Annotated in this window: 16 protein-coding genes; 5 read left to right on the forward strand and 11 right to left on the reverse strand. The window is 73.9% G+C overall.

Features of this window, described 5'->3' with window-relative positions; all coding sequences use genetic code 11:
- Positions 1-123: 123 nt before the first annotated feature.
- The gene (locus AB0E67_RS22595; RefSeq protein ID WP_351523515.1) at positions 124-606 is read right to left on the reverse strand and encodes a hypothetical protein; all 483 of its coding nucleotides are present in this window, start codon (positions 604-606) and stop codon (positions 124-126) included.
- A gap of 363 nt (positions 607-969) precedes the next feature.
- Here AB0E67_RS22595 and AB0E67_RS22600 point away from each other — a divergent pair, with 363 nt between their 5' ends.
- Complete coding sequence (locus tag AB0E67_RS22600; RefSeq protein ID WP_362029698.1) at positions 970-1,419, forward strand: pyridoxamine 5'-phosphate oxidase family protein; 450 nt, start codon at positions 970-972, stop codon at positions 1,417-1,419.
- Positions 1,420-1,841: 422 nt separating this feature from the next.
- Here AB0E67_RS22600 and AB0E67_RS22605 read toward each other — a convergent pair whose 3' ends face one another.
- The 4 genes from AB0E67_RS22605 to AB0E67_RS22620 all read right to left on the reverse strand — a co-directional run bounded on the left by AB0E67_RS22605 (position 1,842) and on the right by AB0E67_RS22620 (position 5,102).
- Positions 1,842-2,426: a TerD family protein gene (locus AB0E67_RS22605; RefSeq protein WP_351523519.1), complete on the reverse strand. Its 585-nt coding sequence runs from the start codon at positions 2,424-2,426 to the stop codon at positions 1,842-1,844.
- A 153-nt stretch (positions 2,427-2,579) separates the two neighbouring features.
- Positions 2,580-3,341: a polysaccharide deacetylase family protein gene (locus AB0E67_RS22610; protein ID WP_362029636.1), complete on the reverse strand. Its 762-nt coding sequence runs from the start codon at positions 3,339-3,341 to the stop codon at positions 2,580-2,582.
- A gap of 28 nt (positions 3,342-3,369) precedes the next feature.
- The gene (locus AB0E67_RS22615) at positions 3,370-4,305 is read right to left on the reverse strand and encodes a DMT family transporter (RefSeq protein ID WP_362029638.1); all 936 of its coding nucleotides are present in this window, start codon (positions 4,303-4,305) and stop codon (positions 3,370-3,372) included.
- 14 nt (positions 4,306-4,319) lie between these two features.
- Positions 4,320-5,102 carry an SDR family NAD(P)-dependent oxidoreductase gene (locus tag AB0E67_RS22620; protein WP_362029701.1) on the reverse strand — a complete coding sequence of 261 codons (783 nt, stop codon included), beginning with the start codon at positions 5,100-5,102 and terminating at the stop codon, positions 4,320-4,322.
- Between the two features lie 474 nt (positions 5,103-5,576).
- Between AB0E67_RS22620 and AB0E67_RS22625 the strand changes: the two genes are divergently transcribed.
- Complete coding sequence (locus tag AB0E67_RS22625) at positions 5,577-6,725, forward strand: galactosyldiacylglycerol synthase (protein ID WP_362029640.1); 1,149 nt, start codon at positions 5,577-5,579, stop codon at positions 6,723-6,725.
- Positions 6,726-6,735: 10 nt separating this feature from the next.
- Here the strand turns inward: AB0E67_RS22625 and AB0E67_RS22630 are convergent, their stop codons facing one another.
- The 4 genes from AB0E67_RS22630 to AB0E67_RS22645 form a co-directional block, all read right to left on the reverse strand.
- Positions 6,736-7,872, reverse strand: coding sequence for a hypothetical protein (locus AB0E67_RS22630; protein WP_362029643.1), 1,137 nt, complete (start codon positions 7,870-7,872; stop codon positions 6,736-6,738).
- Between the two features lie 179 nt (positions 7,873-8,051).
- Positions 8,052-9,083: a hypothetical protein gene (locus tag AB0E67_RS22635; RefSeq protein WP_362029646.1), complete on the reverse strand. Its 1,032-nt coding sequence runs from the start codon at positions 9,081-9,083 to the stop codon at positions 8,052-8,054.
- Positions 9,080-10,381 (reverse strand): MFS transporter, encoded by a 1,302-nt coding sequence (locus AB0E67_RS22640; RefSeq protein WP_362029649.1) that lies wholly within the window; start codon positions 10,379-10,381, stop codon positions 9,080-9,082. The genes AB0E67_RS22635 and AB0E67_RS22640 overlap by 4 nt, the downstream gene beginning before the upstream one ends.
- Positions 10,381-11,727 carry a discoidin domain-containing protein gene (locus AB0E67_RS22645; protein ID WP_362029652.1) on the reverse strand — a complete coding sequence of 449 codons (1,347 nt, stop codon included), beginning with the start codon at positions 11,725-11,727 and terminating at the stop codon, positions 10,381-10,383. Before AB0E67_RS22645 ends, AB0E67_RS22640 begins: the two co-directional genes overlap by 1 nt.
- 416 nt (positions 11,728-12,143) lie before the next feature.
- Between AB0E67_RS22645 and AB0E67_RS22650 the strand changes: the two genes are divergently transcribed.
- Both AB0E67_RS22650 and AB0E67_RS22655 read left to right on the forward strand, forming a co-directional pair.
- On the forward strand, positions 12,144-12,638 hold the full coding sequence (locus AB0E67_RS22650; protein ID WP_362029654.1) for an archease: 495 nt from the start codon (positions 12,144-12,146) through the stop codon (positions 12,636-12,638).
- 33 nt (positions 12,639-12,671) lie between these two features.
- The gene (locus AB0E67_RS22655; RefSeq protein ID WP_362029657.1) at positions 12,672-14,099 is read left to right on the forward strand and encodes an RtcB family protein; all 1,428 of its coding nucleotides are present in this window, start codon (positions 12,672-12,674) and stop codon (positions 14,097-14,099) included.
- Positions 14,100-14,141: 42 nt separating this feature from the next.
- On the opposite strand, the gene AB0E67_RS22660 is transcribed toward AB0E67_RS22655, so the two are convergent.
- Entirely contained in the window at positions 14,142-15,806 is a 1,665-nt protein-coding gene (locus tag AB0E67_RS22660) for a helix-turn-helix transcriptional regulator (protein ID WP_362029660.1), read from the reverse strand.
- Between the two features lie 12 nt (positions 15,807-15,818).
- The gene (locus tag AB0E67_RS22665) at positions 15,819-16,151 is read right to left on the reverse strand and encodes a hypothetical protein (RefSeq protein WP_362029663.1); all 333 of its coding nucleotides are present in this window, start codon (positions 16,149-16,151) and stop codon (positions 15,819-15,821) included.
- Between the two features lie 115 nt (positions 16,152-16,266).
- Here AB0E67_RS22665 and AB0E67_RS22670 point away from each other — a divergent pair, with 115 nt between their 5' ends.
- The gene (locus AB0E67_RS22670; RefSeq protein ID WP_362029666.1) at positions 16,267-16,473 is read left to right on the forward strand and encodes a DUF5988 family protein; all 207 of its coding nucleotides are present in this window, start codon (positions 16,267-16,269) and stop codon (positions 16,471-16,473) included.
- Positions 16,474-17,020: the final 547 nt, after the last annotated feature.

A 17,020-nucleotide genomic window follows, 5' to 3' on the forward strand; every position in this document is an offset into this window, starting at 1 on the left:
CGGACGGGTCGTCCTCCGCCCGTGCGCCGTGGTCGTCCGCTCCGCCGTCGGCCGGACGGGTCCCGTGGTCGCGGACGGTCCGGGCGGTGGGGCCCGCCGTCCGTGTCCGCTGCGCCGATGTGTTCACGCCGGCCTCCGTCGTACGCAGCCGTCCGGCCACACGATGTCCACGGGGATGCCCCGCGCCCGGGCGAACGCGACCAGATGGGCGGTGGCGTCCCGGCCGTCGGAGGGCGAGCCGTCCCACACGGCGAGCACGGAACGGCAGGTCGCCACCAGCCGCTCGTCCGCGCCGACGCACGCGTCGCGGTCGGCCGGGTCGAAGGCCAGCAGGCGCACGTGCTCGGCCAGGACCAGCAGTTCACCGGCGGCCCGCCGGTCCCGCTCCGGCAGCACGGCGGGTACCGCCCCCTGGGCCGGCAGCAGCACCGTCAGCTTCCGCCCGGCCGCCCGGACCGCGCGCCCGAACACCAGGGGCAGGCCCGCCCCCGCGCGGACGAGCGCCGCCGCGCCCTCCGCCAGGCAGTCCAGCCGTGCTCTCAGTTCCGCCTCCACCAGTTCCAGCGTTCCGCTGTCGAGATCCCTGTGTCCGACGACCGCGATCACCGCGTACCCCTTCTGTGCACCTGTGCACCACCGACCCGACCGAACACTCCGCATACCGCGGCCCGGCCCCGGTTGCCGCCGTCGGACCGGGCCGGGCATGCGAACCACCGAAGTGAACCCATCGGGGGATCGACCCCGCTAGGGCCGTTCGGCCCTGGGCCGTTCGGCCCTGGGCCGTTCGGCCCTGGCGGGGCGGAGCGCCACACGATGTACTCGTACGGCAGACGAGCACATCAGGAGACGAGACCGCCCCATGAGCCACGCAGGTCGTCAGTCATGAGCCACACAGGTCACCGGCCGCCGCCCCGGTCACCCCTGCCCGTGATCACCGACCCGGCCGCGCACGGCCGGCCGGAGGGAAACATGTCCCACGGCCCCGAGGCCACCTGGCCGCGCCGGACCGTCGAGCTGACGAGCGCTCAGGCCCTCCGGCTGCTCGGCGAGGTGTCCTTCGGGCGAATCGTCTTCACCCAGCAGGCGCTGCCCGCGATCCGCCCGGTGAACCATGTGCTGGACCGCGGCCGGATCGTCATCCGGACCCATCAGGACTCGGATCTGTTCGCCCAGGCCCGGGACCACGGCGACCGCGGGGTCGTGGTCGCCTATCAGGCCGACGCCATCGATCCGCTGACCCATCTGGGGTGGAGCGTCGTCGCGACGGGCTACTGCCGGCCGGTGACCGATCCCGACGCCCTGATCCGCTATCAGCGGCTGATCCGGCCCTGGTCGGACCGGATGATGGAGTGCGCGGTCCACATCCGGCCGCATCTGGTCACCGGGATCCGGCTGGCCGAGGGCGGCGTGCGCGGGTGAGGCGACCGCGGCGCGGGCGAAGGACGCCGGTGACGGTCACGGCGGCGTGCGGCGGTATGCAACCGGACGGGCGCCGTTCCTGAACGCCCGACCCCCGCCCTCCACGGCCTGCCCCGTCCCGCTCGCGCGGGGCTGTGGGGTTCCCACCCGATGTACGCGTGGTGCCGGGCCGTCGCGAGTGCCCGGCTGTCGGCGTCGAAGAGGTGGATCGGTGAGGCGTCGTCATCGAGCGGGTCCCGGGCCGAACGCCCCTGGGCTCCCTCGGTGCACCGGGTGATGTCGCCCTCGCCCGCCCGCCGGAGTTCGAACCGCACGGGTCCCTCATGGCAGCCCCCCGGGACGGCGCCCCTCCGGCCGTGGCCGACGCCCCGGCCCGCCCCCGGCCGGAACGGGACGTCCCGGCCGGGGGCGGGGCACTCGGATTACTTGCTGACGGCGAAACGCATCAGGTCCCGCTCGTCCCCCTGCTTGATCTTCCCGGTCTCGTTGATCACTTCGAGCTTCCAGCTCGTGCCGACGCGGATGGCCTTGGCCACGGCGCAGCCGTTGTCGTTGGTGAGCAGGCTCGGCCAGATGTCGGCGACCTGCTGGCTGCTGCCGCCCGTCGCGTCGTACACCTTGAAGCTGATGTTGCGCGCGTTCTGGAAGGCGCTGCGCTTCTTGTACGCCGCGGCGATGAACACGATGGACGTGATGTTGGACGGTATCCGGGCGAATTCGACGGTCACCGTCTCGTCGTCGCCGTCCCCGCGCCCGGTCTGGTTGTCCCCGCTGTGGACCAACGAGCCGTTGCCCATGGGGTCCAGGGAGTCCAGTCCGGCCAGCCGCACCGGTTCCGCCCCCTGCATGGCGACGGCGATCAGGTCGAGGTCGGTGCCCACCTTCTGCCGGAGCTTGCCCAACAGCCCGCCACTGCTCCCGACGGTCGGGTCCCAGGAGACCCCGATGGACAGATGGGTCACTCCGTCCAGATCGGCCGGGCCGTCTTCCTTCTTCAGCGTGATCATGCGTGATCCCTCTTGGTGGTCAGACTGCTACCCCTGCAGTGTGCCTGGTGGCGCCCCCGTCCCGCCCACCCGGGTGGGCGTCGGGTGCGAACACCCCCGGATCCGGCAGCCCCCGCGACCCGCCCGGTCCGGTGGCGGGGACCGTACGGCCCGTCAGGCGCCGTCGCGGGTCCGGGCAGGCGCGAGGCCGTGCTCGGCGAGCGGGCCGACGGTCAGGCCCGTGGCGCGGATCCCGCCGATGAGCCCGGGCAGCGCCGCGAGCGCGGGCCGCCAGCGGCCGGACGCCGACAGGTCGGCATCGTGCAGGAGCACCGTGCCGCCGCCCCGCAGATCGCGGTGCACGGTGGTCAGGACTCCCTCGGCCGTCGCGTCGTCGGCCCAGTCCCGGCCCCAGGCGGACCACAGCACCGGACGCAGTCCGCAGCGCGCGGCCGCGGCCCAGCGCCCGCCGGTCAGGATGCCGTACGGCGGCCGGTACCACAGCGGCCGCACGCCCGAGACCCGGTGCACGGCCGCCGCGGCGCGGGAGATCTCGCGCGCGTCCCGGCCCGCGGCGGGAAGCCAGGGCCGGCTGTGCGTCCAGCCGTGGACGGCCAGTTCGTGTCCGCGGCGGACGATGTCGCGGCCGAGCCCCGGGTGGCGCAGCAGCCTCTCCCCCAGCACGAAGAACGTGGCACGCGCGCAGAGCCGGTCCAGTGCGTCGAGGAAGAACGGGGTGGAGCCGGGGTCCGGCCCGTCGTCGAAGGTCAGGGCGACGTGGTGGGGGCGGCCGAGACCGGCCAGGGCGGGGAAGCAGGTCCGGCGCGGGCCCGCGAGCCAGGTGCCGGCGGGGGCGAGGTGTGCGGTCAGCAGCAGCGCCGATGCCGCGAGGGGGACGCGCGCCGCGGCGGGGACGCGCGGGTGCCGGTGGTCCATGGAGTCCTCGTCCCTCCGTCGGTGCGGGCTATCGGTCGCGGTCGGTGGGGTGCTCGCGCGGTGGCGTCGCCGTCGTGTCCCAGTGCTGCGCCACCGCCGGGGACCGCGACAGGCCCACGGTCCCGGCGGCCACCAGACACGCGCCGGTGACGGCCTGCAGCACATGGGCCTCCAGCGCGATCCGCTCGCCGAACAGCACCGCGCCCAGGACCACGCTCACCAGCGCGTCCCCCAGCGTGAGCGCCGGTTGCGAGACGGCCAGCGTCCCGGCGTGCAGGCTGCTCTGCAGCAGCGCCAGGCTCAGCAGGCCGACGACGCACAGCGCGTACGGATAGCCGGTCGTGAGGACCGCCGCCGTCCCGTCCTGGATCCGTCCGGCGGTCTCCTTGACCAGCCCGGCGGTGCAGGCGAAGCAGATGGCCGTGGCGCAGCCGAGCGAGGCGACGCGGGCGGCGCCGCGGACACCGCGGGCGACCAGCAGCAGCGCGGCCACCGCCGTCGCGGCGCAGGCTCCGACGAACAGCCAGGTGCCGGCCTCGCCGGTCGCCTCGCCCGGCGACGGCCCGGCGGCGGTCAGGAAGAGCGTCAGACCGGCGCCGAGCATCAGGAAGGACAACCAGGTCCTGCCGCCCGGGCGCTGGCGGAACACGACGGTTCCGATCAGGAGCGTGAAGAGGAGCTCGCTCGCCATCAGCGGCTGCACCACCACCATGCTGCCGACCGTCAGCGCCGCCGCCTGGAGCAGGGCGGACAGCCCGAGTGCCGACGCGCCCGCCAGCCAGAACGGCCGCCGCACCAGCCGGACCGCCCTGCGCACCGCGTGACGCACCGTCCGGCGCGCGTCCCGCGCGTCGTCCGCCGGTTCGCACGCCGCCTGGTCCACGGCGGCCCGCCGCTGCAGCACGGAGGCGGCGCCGTTGGCGAGGGCCGCCAGCAGCGCCAGTGTCACGGCGAGGACGTCCACGGATACCGGCGGATTCACCCGAAGCGGGCGGCGAGCCGGTGGTAGAGCCCGGGGACCACGGCACGCACGCATCCGGGCAGTCGCAGCCAGCCGGGGACGTACACCTCGCCACGGCCCGAGACGTAGGCGTCCCAGACGGCGTCGGCGACCCTCTCCGGTGACATGGGACGGGGCCACGAACGGGCGTACGGCATGCCTCGGCGTTCGAAGAACGGGGTGTCCACGACGCCGGGGACCAGATGGGTGATCCGCACGCCGGTTCCCCTGAGTTCGTGGCCCAGGGCGTCGGCGAAGGTGCCGATCGCCGCCTTCGCCGCCGAGTAGACGACCTCGCCGCGGACGCCGGTGGATCCGGCCACCGATCCGATCAGGATGATGTGCCCGCGCCCCGCCGCGAGCATGTGCGGCAGCAGGAGCCGCACCAGCCGGACGACGGACACCAGGTCGACGGTGAGGACCCGGTCGGCGGCGGCCTCCGGCATGGAGTCGAAGGGGCCGGCCCAGCCGACCCCCGCGGCGGCGACGAGCAGGTCCACCCGGCCCGCGAGATCGAGGGCCTGGCGGGCGAGCCGCTCCGTGCCGCCGGGCGCCATCAGGTCCGCGCACAGCGCCGTCGAGCGCGTCCGCGCCGCGACGCGCTCCAGGCGCTCGCGGTCGCGGCCGGCCACCAGCAGCCGCCAGCCCCCTTCGGCCGCGATCCGGTACGAGACCGCGGCCCCGATGCCCGAGGAGGCACCCGTCACCAGGGCCACGCCGTCGCGGACGGCGCGGCCGTCCGACGCGTCGGCGCCCGGCATGCCGCGGTGGGCGGTGCCCGGACCAGATGACATGGTCTCTCCCCTGGGTCGGCACGGTGCGGCGCGTCGTCTCCGCCGCCCGGTGATCGGGGTCGCTCGGAGATCTCGGGGCGAGGATCTCGCGCCACCGGGTCTGGTTAGGAGTAGCCCGGGCGTGCTCGGACAAAACCGTCGCGACCCACACCTCACTGAACCGCACGGCACCGCCCGCGCCCGCAGAATGGGACCACCACGCCCAGTGCCCATGGCGCCGGATCCGCCGCGCGCCGCCGACGTCAGGGGTGATCAGGTGCCCGCTGCCCACATGGACGGCCGTTCGGGGCCGCGCCGGGACACCCGCCGACCGGGTGAGCCGGGTGCGCCCGCCCCGCGGCGCGTACGACGCTCCCCGGCGACGGCCCGCCGCGGACGGTCGCCCGTACCACGGATCCCCGTGGCAACCCGCCCCGGCCGGTGGTCGCGGGCCGTCGGCAGATGAGCGCGGCATCCGGGCGGTTCCTCGTCCTGAGCGCCGGCATGGGCTCCGGGCACGACACCGTGGCCGCCGAGCTGACCCGCCGACTGGAGGCCGGCGGAGGGCGGACGACGACGGTCGACGTCCTCGATCTGCTGCCCCCGGGTGCCGGCGCCGGGCTGCGCGCCTTCTACCGGACGGTCATCCGCCGCGCGCCGTTCGTCTACGCGGGGCTGTACGCGGCGTTCTTCCGCCACCCGGGAGACGGTCTCCCCCGCCCGGGCAGCGCCCCGTTGGCGGTGCTCGCGGAGCGACGGCTGCTGGAGCTCGTCGCGCGGCGGCGCGCGGACGTGGTGGTCCCCGTCTTCCATCTCGCCGCCCAGCTCACCGGTGGTCTGCGCGCCCGCGGTGCACTGCACGTGCCGAGCGCCGTGGTCATCACGGATTTCGCCGTGCACCGCCAGTGGCTGCATCCGGGCAACGACCTCCACCTCTGTCTGACGCCCGCTCTCGCGCACCGGGTGCGGCGGGCGGTGCGGCGTCCGGCCGTCGTCTCCGGCCCGCTGGTGGCGCCCCGCTTCCACGCCCCGTCGTCGACGGCCGAGGAATGGCGGCGCCGTCTCGGCCCGCCGGACCGTCCGCCGGTGCTGGTCTCGACGGGGGCGTGGGGGGCGGGCGCGCGGGTGGTGGACACCGCCGGGCTGCTGGCATCGGCGGGATACCGGCCGGTCGTGCTGTGCGGGAACAACACGCGTCTGCGCCACCGTGTGGCCCGGGTCGAGCACGCCGTCGCCCTGGGCTGGGTGGACGACGTGCGGGGTGTGATGGCGGTCGCCCGGGCCCTGGTCGACAACGCGGCGGGCCAGACGGCGCTGGAGGCACTGGCCGCCGGGCTGCCGGTGGTCGGCCACCGGCCCGTTCCGGGGCACGGCGCGGAGGGCGTGCGGAGCATGGCGGCGCACGGCCTCGCCGACCACGCCCCGGACCCGTGGGCTCTGCTGAGGGCTCTGGACGAGGTGACGGCCCCGGGCCTGGCGCGCGAGCGGCGTCTGTCCGCGGCCCGCGGCCTGTTCCGGGGAGAGGGGGTGCTCCCCCTGGAGGACCTGGCCCGGGCCGGGCGTGCGCGAGCGCGCGGGGCGGGGGTGCCCGGCGCTTCGCCGGGGGCCTGACCGGTGCCCTTCAGTAGCGGAGCGTGCCCGCGATGCCGACGCTGTCGGGCAGGGTGCCGTCGGGGACGAAACGCACTTCCGTGTCGGCGTCCAGCGCCGCCTCGACGAGGCTGTCGACGATGTCCGTCTCGACGCCCTCGGGGGCCGGTTCGCCCTCCGGTACGTCGACGACGTGCAGCTGGTGGTTCTCGTCGGCCCGTCCCGCGGCGCGCAGGCCCTCCTCCACGAGGACGAGGGCGGCCCTGTGGTCCATGACCGTGTTCCACACCTCCGCGAGGCCCGCGACGTACGCCTTGCGGCCGCGCGCCGCGTCCAGGTCCGCGCGGGCCTGCTGTGCGCGGTCCTCGCGGATCTTGCGGAAGACGGGTTCCAGACGCTTCTCCAGCTGGGGTACGGCGTGCTTCTCGGCGCCCGTCAGGTCCAGCCCGCCCACCGTCGCCCCGGCGTGGCGCGAGATCTTTCCGAAGGCGGTGGTCAGCTCGGGGCTGCCGACCAGGACGAGGGGCAGGTTCCGGTCCGTCATGGCCCGGGCGAGGCGCTCCTCGACGTCGGAGACGTACTGACCGACACGAGCCGCGCGGTAGCCCGTACGGTCCGTGCCGTACGCCGGGCCGGGGAGCGCGTCCGCAAGGTTCGGGACCTGCGGCTTCGCCGGGAAGCCGTGGGCGGTGACCTCGGTCAGGCTCCCGGCGTGGGCCAGGTACAGCCTGCTCTCCTCCTGGTCGAGGACCAGCACCCAGTACGGGCGGGCGTACAGGTGGGCCGCCACCAGGTTGCGGGTGAGGTACGTGGTCGTGATCTCGACGCGTTCGGGGATGTCGTGCGGCGAGATGAACTGCCAGGCCTGCGGGTCCTCGTCCGGTGCGAGCAGCACCAGCAGGCCGTCCTCGGCGCGCTGGGCGTCGAACAGCCGCAGGACGGTGTCCTCGCCGAGCTGTCGCTCCAGCCGGATCCGGCTCTCGCGGTCGACCTCGGGGTCCTCCTTGAGGCGCCGCACCGCCTCGCTGAGGAGATTGCGCAGCCGGATCGGGTCCTGTTCGTTGTCGGGCCTGGCCCGGTGGGTCGGCATGAGCAGCGAGATCGCCGGGAAGGGGCGCGGGCGGCGCAGGTCCTTGAGCACGGCCGGGGTCAGGTCACTCGTGCGCATCCATGGCCTCCCTGGAACGGCGGGGAACGGTGATCGCATCCAGGGGACCACGGCACGGCGGGCCCCGCGACCGGGCGGCCCGGCCCCGCGGGCCCGGTGCCGGGGAACCGCCTCGGAGCCCGTCGGCCGGCCTTCGACCGGAAGGCGGACATGGCACGGCACGGCCGCCCGGTCAGTGGTCACCCGGCGGGCTCCTGGCCCACCGCCGTCGGCGACGAACCTCCGGACACGGCCATGCGGGGCGTGCCGGTGCCGTCCGCGGGGACGGTCCAGATGTCGCTCCCCCGGCCCCCGGAGCCGGGCAGGGCGTAGGCGACGGTGCCGTCGTCCAGCCAGGCCGCCTGGTCGTCGACGTCGCGCGTCTCGGCGAGCGGTTTCTCGCGCATGGTCCGCAGGTCGAGGACGTACAGCCGCCAGGGATCGGCCGGGTCGTCGGAGACCTTCTTCTTGAAGGCGAGCCGGGTGTTGTCAGGCGACAGGGAAGGGCACTCGACGTTCTGCCGCAGCGCCCTCGCCGACCACTTCGCCATGTCCCCCTCGACCAGGTAGGTGCGGCCCCTGGTCGAGACGGTCGCGTAGAAGCGGTTGTCGTCACGGGCGAAGGTCACCCCCCAGTAGTTGACGTCGGGGGCGTGGTAGCGGGCCCCGTCGAGGGCCAGGGGGATGCCCTCGATGGACTTGACGAGGTAGCCGGTGCGCAGGTCGAGGATCGCGGTCCGGGTGGAGAAGGCGGTGGTGGCGTACGAGTCCCCGGTGGCGAACACCGTCCAGGACACCATCCGCCCGGAGGCGGAGACGCGGGCGCGGGTGGGGATGCCCGGCACGGTGATCCGGCGATGTTCGCGCAGTCGGCGGTCGAGCACGACGGCGTGCGTCCTGGGCAGGACGCCGGGGCGGGCGCGCAGGCAGACCGCGTGGTCGCCGGAGGCGTAGAACCGGTCGCAGGCGGGACCGCCGGGAGTGCGCGTGCCGGGCGGGGCGGCGAGCGGGCGGCGGGCGACACGTCCGGTGGCGGTGTCCCGGAAGTACAGCGCGGGCCCGGTGACGGTGAACGAGGCGTCGGCTTCGGCCTGTTGGGCCGGGGTACGGTGCTGCGCGTGCAGGGCGTAGCCGACGGATCCGCCCGCGAGGAGCAGCACCGCGGCCACCAGGACGGCGATCCGGGCCCGTGGGCCCAGGGGTGTCGTGGGTTCGGGGAATCCGGCGCTCATGCGATCGGCCTCTCGGTGGTCGGGGCTCCGGGCTCCTCGGCGCCCGCGGTGCCGGACGGGCCACGGGGCAGCAGCGCCCAGCCGCCGGCGAGCGCGGCGAGCAGGGCGACGGCCGCCGCCCACAGGGCGGGGCGCGGTCCCCACACCGTCCAGGCTGCGCCGAAGCCCGCAGCGGCGAGCATCCGGGCGAGTGCCTGGCCGGTCTGGAGCAGGGCCAGCCCGCCCGCCCTGCCGTCGGCGGGCAGCACGGGTGAGGCCAGCGCCATCAGCACGCCGTCGGTACCGGCGTAGAAGACCCCGAGCAGCACGAGCACGGGCGCGACGAGGAGCAGGACGGGGCCACCGGCCGGGAGCAGGAGCGCGGCGTACACGCCGAGCAGCGCGAGGTGCCCGTACAGGAACGGCAGCCGTCGGCCCACCCGGTCCGCGATCCGCCCGGCCGGGACCGCGAGCAGCAGGTAGCACGCCGCCGCGCCGAGCGGCAGCAGCGGGAACCAGCCGACGGGGAGGTCGAGCCGGCGCTGGAGCAGGAGGTAGACGAAGGCGTCCCCGATGGTGGCGGCGCCGAGCAGTCCGGCGGCTGCGAGGATCCGCCGGAAGCCCCGGTCGCGGAGCGCCCCGAACACCTTGCGGGTACGCGGGGTCCGGGGCGCCGGCGGGCTGACGACCGGCTGTCCGGGCACGTACAGCACGAGGAGCAGTACGCCGAGCAGCCCGACGCAGAAGCTGACGACGAACACCGCGTCGTAGGCCCCGGTGGTCGCCCGGAGCAAGGCGAACGCGGCGAGCGGTCCGAGCAGGGCGCCGGCGGTGTCCATGGCCCGGTGCACGCCGAAGGATCTGCCGAGCGTCTCGGGCCTGCTGCTGAGCGTGATCAGCGCGTCCCGGGGCGCGGTGCGGATGCCCTTGCCGACGCGGTCGGTGGCGAGGGCGGCGGCGATCCCCGCGGTGGCGCCGCCCGCGAGCAGCAGTCCGAGCCGGGAGAGGGCGGAGAGGGCGTAGCCGATGCCCGCGACCCTCTTGTGCCGGTGTCCGCGGTCGGCCGCGTGTCCGCCGAGCAGCCGGACGACGGAGGTCGCGCCGTTGAACAGGCCGTCGAGGAAGCCGAATTGGAGGGGTGAGAGACCGATTCCGAGGACCAGGTAGAGCGGCAGCACCGCGGTGACCATCTCGGAGGAGACGTCGGTGACGAGGCTGACCGTGCCGAGTGCCAGGACGGTGCCGGGGACGCGCCGGCCCGCCCCGGCGGTGCGGGGCGGTGCCGGTGTGTCCCGGCGGCCTGTGGTCGCCAGGTACATCAGTGGCAGGTGTACTTCGGGCTGGTGTCCTTGGCCTTGCCGTCGGTGCCGACGTGGCTGAAGCTGTAGCCGGTGTCGGTGAAGTCCAGTTTCAGGACGCCGTACTGACCGCTGATCCGCTTCTGGCTGTTGGGCTGGACCTCCTCGATGGGGTAGGGCTCGGCGCCGCCCATGCCGCCGATGACCTCGGTGATTCCGTCGGCGGTGGCCTTCCCGTCGGGGTTCTGCGGGGCGAACCGCTCGTAGTGGTGGTCGTGCCCGTTGAGCACGAGGTCGGCCTTGGCCCCGTAGAGGAGCTTCCAGACCGGCCGGCTGACCGGGTCGTTGCCGTGCCCGCCCGAGGAGTACAGCGGGTGGTGCCAGTAGGCGGCGATGCACGCCTTGGTGTTGGCGGCCAGATCGGCCTTGAGCCAGTCGATCTGGGCGCTCTTGTCGAGGGAGTTGGAGTCGAGGGCGATGAAGTGCCAGTTGCCCTCGTCGAAGCTGTAGTAGGTCTTGCCCTGGGGGTAGCCGATCGCGCCGAAGTACGCCTTGTAGCCGGCGAGCGATCCGGCCGGGTCGTACGTCTCGTGGTTGCCGGGCACCGGGTGCGTCTTGTTCTTGAAGGCGCCCCAGGTCTTGTCGTAGTAGGCGCGGTAGTCGGAGATCCGGGCGTCGTCGTACTGGTTGTCGCCCATCGTCAGGTAGAACTTCGGGTTGATCTGCTGGGCCAGCGCGGCGGTCCTGGGGTGGGCGCAGCCGCTGTCGGAGGCGGTGCACTGGGCGGCGATGTCACCGGCGGCGACCACGGTGAAGGCACCGGTCTGCGGGGGCGTCCCGGCGAACGTGCCGTACACCTCGACCTCGTGGAGCGAATAGCCGTACGAGGTGCCGCGCGCGGTGCCGTACACGCGCAGGTAGCGGCCCTCGCCGGACAGGCCGGGCCGGTCGTCGGTGCCGCCGTCGCCCGCCGTCTCCTCGACGAGCCGGGTCCATGCGGTGCCGTCGGCGGAGATCTCGATCCGATACGCCTTGGCGTACGCGGCCTCCCAGTCGAGCTTCACGCGTGTGACGTCGGCGGTGGCGCCGAGGTCGACGCGGATCCACTGCGGGTCCTTGCCCTCGACGCTGGCCCAGCGGGTGGCCGGGTCGCCGTCGAAGGCGTTCTGCGGGCCGAGACCGGAGTCCTCGGTGGAGGAGGCGGTGGCGGGCCTGCCACCGGAGATGAGGGGGTCGGCGGTGGCGTCGGCCCGGTCGGGCCAGGCGAGCAACAGCCCGCCGACGAGGAGGAGTACGGCGGCGAGGACCGTGGGCACCGTACGGTGCCGGGTGGCTGTGGGGAGCGGAGCTGAGCCTTTCAGGTGCATACCTGCACTCCTGGCCTGGTGGGCGAGAGCTGGGCATCGGTGCATGACCGCGCGCCCGGCCCGCGTGCGGACGGGGAGCGGCATCGAGGTGGCCGGGTCAGAGCTCTCGCTGAGCGCGTCATGCCCGCGGGACGGGCACCGCGCCAGGCCACCGGCCGGAATGCTAGCGAACAGTAAACTTTCCTACCAGTCCCGGGGCCCGCCTTGTTCCGGCGGTCGTTCGCCGCCATTTGCCACAGGAATTCGGACCTCGTGAACATTCTCGAAGCTCTCTGCCCGACGGGTACGGGACGGGCCCGGCGCCGTCCGCGGGTTGCCCCGGGTGGGGTGCGGGACGACGCTGGAGGAAGCGGCGGCCCCGCCCGTTGAGCCGGGCCCCGGGCCGCGTACCCGGAGACGACGGGGAGGCACCGGCCGTGGACGGTCGGGAACCCGTGGCACCGCGCCGCCCCGGCGCGCGCGGCCACCGCACCGTGCCGCACACCGCGGACCTGCGGGTGGAGGCGTGGGCCCCCACGGCCGGGGGCTGTGTCGCCGAGGCCGTGCGCGCGATGGTGGAGAGCTTCGCCGACACGTCCGGCGCGGCGCCGGTCGGGGAGCGCACCTGCCCGGTCGCGGCCGGCTCCGGCGAGGACCTGCTGGTGACGGTCCTGGAGGAGGTCGTCTACCGGCTGGACGCCCACGGGGAGATCCCGCTCGACGTGGAGGTGGACGCGGACGTGGGGACGGACACGGGCACCGGAACGTCCCGGGCGGCGGGTGGCGGACCGGGACCGCTGGTCCGTTTCCGCATGGCCGACGCCGGGACCGCCCAGGAGGTCGGCGCCGTACCGAAGGCCGTCTCGCTGCACGGCCTGCGGCTGCGGCACGGCCCCGACGGCTGGGCCTGCGGGGTGACCCTCGACGTCTGAACGCGGGCCGGCCACCGACCGGAGGTGAGGGCCATGGAGATCGCACTGGTGGAGCGGAGCCCGTACCGGTTCCGGATCGAACAGCGGGAGCCGATGCGCGTGCCCGGGATGGTGTTCGCCTCCCGTGCGCTGCTGCCGCAGGCGTCCGGGGACAAGGCGCTGGAGCAGGTGGTGAACGTGGCGACGCTGCCCGGCATCGTGCGCGCCTCCTTCGCCATGCCCGATGTGCACTGGGGCTACGGCTTCCCGATCGGCGGGGTGGCCGCCACCGACATCGCCCGCGGCGGGGTCGTCTCACCGGGCGGCGTCGGGTTCGACATCTCCTGCGGCGTCCGGCTGCTGGCCGCGGGGATCGACCGCGAGGCGCTCGACCACGACCGGATGCGGCGGCTGATGGACGCTCTCGACCGCACCGTCCCGCGCGGCATGGGACGCGGCGGCCTGTGGGAGCTGTCCGGGACCGCGGAGATGGACGAACTGCTGGTCGGCGGGGCGCGGTACGCGGTCGAACACGGTCACGGAGTGCCGCGCGACCTCGCCCGTTGCGAGGACCACGGCGTCCTGGAGGGCGCCGCGCCGGGAGAGGTGAGTTCGCGGGCCGTCGAACGCGGACTGCACCAGGTGGGCAGTCTCGGGTCGGGCAACCACTTCCTGGAGGTCCAGGCGGTGGACCGGGTCCACGACCCCGTGACGGCGGCGGCCTTCGGGCTGCGGACGGGTCAGGTGTGCGTCATGATCCACTGCGGCTCGCGGGGCCTGGGGCACCAGGTGTGCACCGACCACGTCCGGGTGATGGACCAGGAACTGCACCGGCACGGCATCCGGGTCCCGGACCGGCAGCTGGCCTGCACCCCGGTCGACTCGCCGCGCGGCCGCGCCTACCTGGGGGCGATGGCGGCGGCCGCCAACTACGGCCGGGCCAACCGGCAGTTGCTGTCCCAGGCCGCCCGTCGCGCCTTCGCCACGGCCACCGGGGCGGGACTGGACCTGGTCTACGACATCTCGCACAACACCGCCAAGATCGAGACCCATGAGGTGGACGGTGTGCGGCGCTCCCTGTGCGTCCACCGCAAGGGGGCGACACGGGCGCTGCCGCCCGGCGACCCGGAACTGCCCGAGGACCTCGCGCGGGCGGGCCAGCCGGTGCTGGTCCCCGGGACGATGGGCACCGGCTCGTACGTGATGGTCGGCCTGCCCGGCAACGACGCGTTCCGCTCCGCCTGCCACGGCGCCGGCCGGGTCTGGAGCCGGCACCAGGCACTGCGCATGGTCCGCGGCGAGCGGCTGCGCGACGAACTGGAGGCCCGCGGCATCGCCGTGCGCCCGTCGTCGTGGCGCGGTCTCGCCGAGGAGACACCGGAGGCGTACAAGGACGTGGACGCGGTCGTGGAGGCCACCGAGGGCGCCGGGCTGGCCCGGCCGGTGGCCCACCTGGTGCCGCTGGGCGTCGTCAAGGGGTGAGCCGCCGACGGGGAGCACCCACCGCCCGCGTCCTCCGCTCCCCTATCCGATGCCGTCCTCGAAGTCGTCGGCGCCCTCGGGCCCCATCCCGTCGTCGCCGACGGTGTAGGTGTCCTTGACCTTGACCTCGCTGACACCCCGGCCCTCGGGAAAGACGCGCCGCCAGTCGCCGATGACGTGCAGCTCGTCGGTGCCCATCGCCCGTACGACGGCGAGTCCGTCCTCATGGGCCTTGAGGGCCTTCATCCAGAGGTTGGCGAACGCCTGCGAGCGGATGATGTGCATCCAGTCCGGCCGGTACAGCTCCCGGTTGTAGTTCGACTCCCCCATGGTGGAGACGAACTTGGAGTACATCGCCTTCACGTACTCCAGCGTCACCTCGTCGTCGGCGGCGATCGCCGTGTCCCTGGCCTCCTTGAGCGCGACCCGGAACTTCTCCAGCAGGTTCTCGGTGGCTCCGGAGGTGAACGACTCGTGGATCTCCGGTGGTTCGCACAGTCCGTGCTTCGGGCCGGACAGCCGCAGCAGGAGGCGCAGGGTCGGTTCGGTCACCCACAGCGGGCCGGGTTCGTCACGGTTGCCGATCGGGTTGGGCAGCACCGCCGAGTGCTCCCACGCAGGCGGTGTGATCAGGTGGACACCGGCACGGCGGCGGTCATGGGCGAAGCCGGTGGAATGCTCCAGCTGCCCCAACGGCAGATGTGTCTTGAGGGCGGAGAGATAGGCGCCGTTGATGTCGAGCGCCGTCACTTCGTGGCGGCCGGGCGGAAGTTCGTGCCGGGTCCACTTCGGGCGCGCCTCCCAGATCCGGTCGGCCCCCCTGGACGTCTGCTTCTTGAGGACGTCGGGGATCCAGGGATGGGCGATCACGTCGTAGCGGGCACCCTTGCGGGTCTCGTCCAGCAGGCGCATCGCGTCCGGGATGGCCCGCTTCGACAGGGCGGCGACGGCCGCGTCGATGTCGCCCCGGTGCTCGGCGAGCGCGCCCCGGACCGCCTCGTGGATCAGGGCGGCCGGGCCGGCCTGCTGCTGGAAGGCACGTCGGGCCGGTGATCCGGAACGCCTCGACGGGCCCGTCGTGGACGACGCTCCCGCATCGGAGGCGGTGGAGCGTTCCGGCGTCCGGTGGACGGGCGGTCCGGCTACCCGGGCGGGGGCAGCGTCCGGGGGTCCGGCCGTCGTGACGGCCGGACGGCAGTCGGCCGCGTCCAGGTGCTGGGCGAAGCCCGCCACACGCTGCGTGGCCGGATGCCCGCACAGCACGCACGGCTCGGCGGCCTCCAGGGGTTCCACCTCGTCGGGTGCCGGGCCGGGTTCCGGCGCGGGAACGACGGCAGCCGCCGCGCCGTGCGCCGCGGGCCGTTCCCCGGCCGGGGGCGCTCCACCCTCGGCCACGTCCTCGTCCCCGGATCCGGCGGCGGGCCCGGGGGCCGGCGCGGGGCCGGTGGCAGAGGGGCCGGGCTCCGTGCCGAGCCTGGCGCTCAGTCCGTCCAGCAGATACGCGTACTTGGTGCGTGTCTCGCCGGACGGGTCCCGGCCGCTCTCCCACCCGGCGACGGTCGACGGGCCCACACCCAGCGCCCGCGCCACCTGCGCCCTGGACAGCCGGGCCCGTTCGCGCAGGGTTCGGCGCACCTCGGCGGCCGGGAGCTCCGCTTCCGGGCCGACGGCGGCGAGCAGCGAGTCGATCGCGTCGAAATCACTCACCGGACAGGCCCTTCAGATGTAGGTGACGGGGTTGCGGGACAGATGCGGGCTCGGGGTGGGGCGTCCCACCCGCGGATCACCGCGCAGGATCTCGCCCTCGAGCGCGTAGCGGTCGCCGCGCTTGGAGATGCCGGTGATCCTCGCCACCGCGAGCACGGTGCCCGCGGCGTTGATGATCTGCGCCTCGTTCTGGGACAGGGCCCGGTCGGCGTTGAACTTCCAGACGCCCCGACCGGCTTCCCACGCCTCGTCCTCGCTCATGCCGGGACGCCACCCGCGGGCGGTTCGCGCCGGGCCGTCGCCCGCCTCCACGGCGCGCTCCGCGCCGATCCGGATCTGGAGCACCCGCACACCCCTCAGACATACTCCTCAACTTGTTGAGAAGTTTACATCCCCCGGGCGGACAGGGTGTCGGCGCGTCACGGAGGAGCCCGACCGGCCACCGGAGAAACTGCCTTGCATGACCAACACACTCAGAGCATTCCTCGAAGGCGGCCCCGACGACCTCCCGGAGCGCATCGTCCCCCTCACCACCCCGGGGAACGACCTCAAGGTCCCGTTCCGCGGCGGATACGAACACTTCAGGGTCACCACACGCCGCCAGGACACCCCGGAGGGCCAACTGCCCGTCTACGAGTGGTGGGAGCGCACGGAGTTCCCCGGCTGAACGGCACCCGGAACACGCCACCGTTCCGGGACGCACATGCCCCGGGGCAGCACGACACCGTTCCGGGACGGGGCACCGTCCGGGGCACGGGCGGCCCCGACCGCACCGACACAACACCGCTGAGGGGCCACCGGGCGGCACAACACAACACAACGCTCTCGAGACAGCAGGTCAGAGGCGAGAGCAACCGACACCGACAAGCCGACGGACGCCTTTTCCCGGGCGTGTCAACGAAAGACACGCTGTCGCGGGGGTGAGCGGGTTTCAGGAAGTCGCCCGGACGGACCAACGGAACATCAAGAGCGCCTGCTTTGAGGGCAGTTGAGCGTTTATCGGATTATCCGGAAATAGCATTTGGCGTAGGCCGTGTACCCCGATAGGCGTTCCGGCCGCGCACGGCAACGTGTCCGATATGACAGGTATGGGGACCGTCAGTACGTTCAATCACGGGTCGACTGCTCAGCCGGCCTCCCTGAGACAGGAGAAGTGACATGGTTACCCGTTCCACCGTTGTTACCGGTGCCGTCGCGGCTGCGGCGGCGCTGGC

Origin of the sequence: Streptomyces sp. NPDC032161, from assembly GCF_040636995.1 — a bacterium.
Classification (GTDB): Bacteria; Actinomycetota; Actinomycetes; order Streptomycetales; family Streptomycetaceae; genus Streptomyces.

Coding starts and splice junctions, on each gene's coding strand:
- AB0E67_RS22600 (WP_362029698.1), top strand. CDS start 970: ATGTCCCACGGCCCCGAGGCCACCTGGCCGCGCCGGACCGTCGAGCTG.
- AB0E67_RS22605 (WP_351523519.1), bottom strand. CDS start 2,426: ATGATCACGCTGAAGAAGGAAGACGGCCCGGCCGATCTGGACGGAGTG.
- AB0E67_RS22610 (WP_362029636.1), bottom strand. CDS start 3,341: ATGGACCACCGGCACCCGCGCGTCCCCGCCGCGGCGCGCGTCCCCCTC.
- AB0E67_RS22620 (WP_362029701.1), bottom strand. CDS start 5,102: ATGCCGGGCGCCGACGCGTCGGACGGCCGCGCCGTCCGCGACGGCGTG.
- AB0E67_RS22625 (WP_362029640.1), top strand. CDS start 5,577: ATGAGCGCGGCATCCGGGCGGTTCCTCGTCCTGAGCGCCGGCATGGGC.
- AB0E67_RS22630 (WP_362029643.1), bottom strand. CDS start 7,872: ATGCGCACGAGTGACCTGACCCCGGCCGTGCTCAAGGACCTGCGCCGC.
- AB0E67_RS22635 (WP_362029646.1), bottom strand. CDS start 9,083: ATGAGCGCCGGATTCCCCGAACCCACGACACCCCTGGGCCCACGGGCC.
- AB0E67_RS22640 (WP_362029649.1), bottom strand. CDS start 10,381: ATGTACCTGGCGACCACAGGCCGCCGGGACACACCGGCACCGCCCCGC.
- AB0E67_RS22645 (WP_362029652.1), bottom strand. CDS start 11,727: ATGCACCTGAAAGGCTCAGCTCCGCTCCCCACAGCCACCCGGCACCGT.
- AB0E67_RS22655 (WP_362029657.1), top strand. CDS start 12,672: ATGGAGATCGCACTGGTGGAGCGGAGCCCGTACCGGTTCCGGATCGAA.
- AB0E67_RS22670 (WP_362029666.1), top strand. CDS start 16,267: ATGACCAACACACTCAGAGCATTCCTCGAAGGCGGCCCCGACGACCTC.